The organism is Actinomadura soli (genome assembly GCF_005889715.1).
GTDB classification, from domain to species: Bacteria; Actinomycetota; Actinomycetes; order Streptosporangiales; family Streptosporangiaceae; genus Spirillospora; species Spirillospora soli.
Genome location: NZ_VCKW01000517.1, coordinates 1 through 2,205 on the forward strand (window position 1 = coordinate 1; position 2,205 = coordinate 2,205).

The 2,205-nt window shown below is 74.4% G+C and carries 3 protein-coding genes; all 3 read left to right on the forward strand.

Going from position 1 to position 2,205, the window contains the following annotated elements; translation table 11 throughout:
* A partial coding sequence (locus ETD83_RS41415) for an ATP-binding cassette domain-containing protein (protein WP_138650699.1) occupies positions 1-306 on the forward strand: 306 nt, incomplete at its 5' end.
* Positions 307-398: 92 nt separating this feature from the next.
* A complete protein-coding gene (locus ETD83_RS41420) occupies positions 399-1,253 on the forward strand; it encodes a methyltransferase domain-containing protein (protein ID WP_138650700.1) in 855 nt (284 codons plus the stop codon).
* A gap of 120 nt (positions 1,254-1,373) precedes the next feature.
* Positions 1,374-2,147 carry a PIG-L deacetylase family protein gene (locus ETD83_RS41425; RefSeq protein WP_171064742.1) on the forward strand — a complete coding sequence of 258 codons (774 nt, stop codon included), beginning with the start codon at positions 1,374-1,376 and terminating at the stop codon, positions 2,145-2,147.
* Positions 2,148-2,205: the final 58 nt, after the last annotated feature.

The following is a 2,205-nucleotide window of genomic DNA, read 5'->3' on the forward strand; positions in this document are numbered from 1 at the left end:
GGCGGGCAGCGGCAGCGGCTGCTGCTGGCGCGGGCGCTGCTGGCCGACCCGCCGGTGCTGGTGCTGGACGAGCCGGCCGAGGCGCTGGACCCGGTCATGGCGGACGCGGTCACCCGTGACCTGCTGTCGCGTCCGGGCGGGGGAACGCTGCTGCTGGTGACGCACCGGCTCGCGGCCCTGGACGCGGCCGACGAGGTGGTCGTGCTGGACCGGGGCCGGGTGGTGCAGCGCGGCCGGCACAGCGAGCTGCTGGCGGTGCCGGGCCCGTACCGGGACCTGTGGGACGCCGAGGCCCTCGCCGCCTAGCCTCCTAGCCTCCTAGCCTCAGAGAATGGTCCAGTGAGGCGCGCAGAGATTGGACCTGTTCGCCGGGCCAATGTGGGGCCAGGGTGGCGTCCATGGGAACTTCGACGACGGTGACCGGCCCCGGGAACGACCCGGCGGACGGCTATGTGCACGGCTATTCGGGACGGGAGGCGCGGCGGCTCGGCGACCAGGCCGACGCGCTGGCCGACCTGCTGCACGACGGCACGTCCCACCCGCCGGGGAGCCGGGTGCTGGAGGTCGGCTGCGGCGTCGGGGCGCAGACGGTGCATCTGCTGGCCCGCTCCCCCGGCGCGCACCTGACCGCCGTCGACGTGTCCTCCGCGTCGCTGGACCAGGCCCGCGCCCGGGTGGCGGCGTCCCGTCCGGGCGCGCGGGTGCGGTGGCGGCGCGGCGACCTGCACGACCTGCCGTTCCCCGACGACGCGTTCGACCATCTGTTCGTGTGCTTCGTGCTGGAGCACCTGCCGGACCCGCGGGCGGCGCTGGCGGGGCTGCGCCGCGTGCTGCGGCCCGGCGGGACGGTCACGGTGATCGAGGGCGATCACGGGTCGGCGTTCTTCCACCCCGACAGCGCGCACGCCCGCGCCGTGATCGCGCACCTGGTCGCGCTGCAGGCGGCCGCGGGCGGGGACGCGCTGGTCGGACGGCGGCTGGCGCCGCTGCTGTCGGGCGCCGGGTACGAGCGGGTCGAGGTGGGCCCGCGGACGGTGTACGCCGACGGGAGCCGTCCCGCGCTGGCGCGGGCGTTCACCCGCGACACCTTCACCGCGATGGTCGAGGCGGTCCGTGACGAGGCGGTCGCCGCCGGGCTGGCGACGCCCGCCGACTGGGACCGCGGCATCGCCGACCTGAACCGCACCGCCGCCCCGGACGGCACCTTCCACTACACCTTCTTCAAGGGCACGGCGGTGAACCCGGGTCCCTGACCCGCCGCGTCCTCTCTCGCACATCGTGCGAACGCACCTGGAGCGCACCCTGTACAAGTTCGGCGGCCTCGTCGAGGATCATGTGCTGCCGGCCACGTCCACCTCCCGATGGGGCCTCCTATGCCGACCGATCCGGTGCCCGCGAATCCGGGCGGCCGTCCCATGGTGTTCTACTCGCCGCACCAGGACGACGAGACCCTGTGGATGGGGCAGGTCATCGCACGTCATGCGCTCGCCGGCCGTGAGGTCCACGTGGTGCTGTGCTCCAACGGAGCCTCGTCGGGGGCGAGGGCGATGCTCAACGGCTCGACGTCCAGTAGCTGGTGGGGCGGCTACCACTACCCGCCGCGGGAGGGATACGGCGAACTGAGTCTTGAGGACTTCGCCGCGGCCCGGACGCGGGAGCTGGTGGCGGCGTGCGCGCAGCTCGGTGTCCCCGCCGGGCGGGTCCATCTCGGCCGCGCCGATGCCCCCGCCACGACGACGGCGGACCTGCCGGGCAGCGTCACCACCGCCTGGGCTGCCGATGTGCTGCAGTCGTGGGCGGCGCGTTTCGCGGCGGAGTGGCCCAGCGTCGGCCACTACACCACGTGGTGGGGTGATGATCACTCGGACCATGCCGCGCTGGGGAACGCGCTGCGGACCCTCAACGCGCAGGCCCCGGCCTTCGCTGACGCGCGCTGGCTGGTGAAACCGGCACAGCGGACGGCCGCCGGCGCGGGCGCGTACGGCCTGCCGTCCGGCGAGGCGGCGATGATCGGGCAGATGGCCCGCCGTGCCGGCTGGTGCTACCGGGCGTGGCAGCCCGACGCCGGGTGCTACGCGATCGGGTACCACTCGGTGTCTTTCACCGGACCGGAGAGCGGGACCCCGAACTACATCGTGGGTGCGTAGAGACTGAATGAGGGTGGCGGTCGGCGCGGGCGGGCCGGGGGTGGTCAGTCCTCTGGGA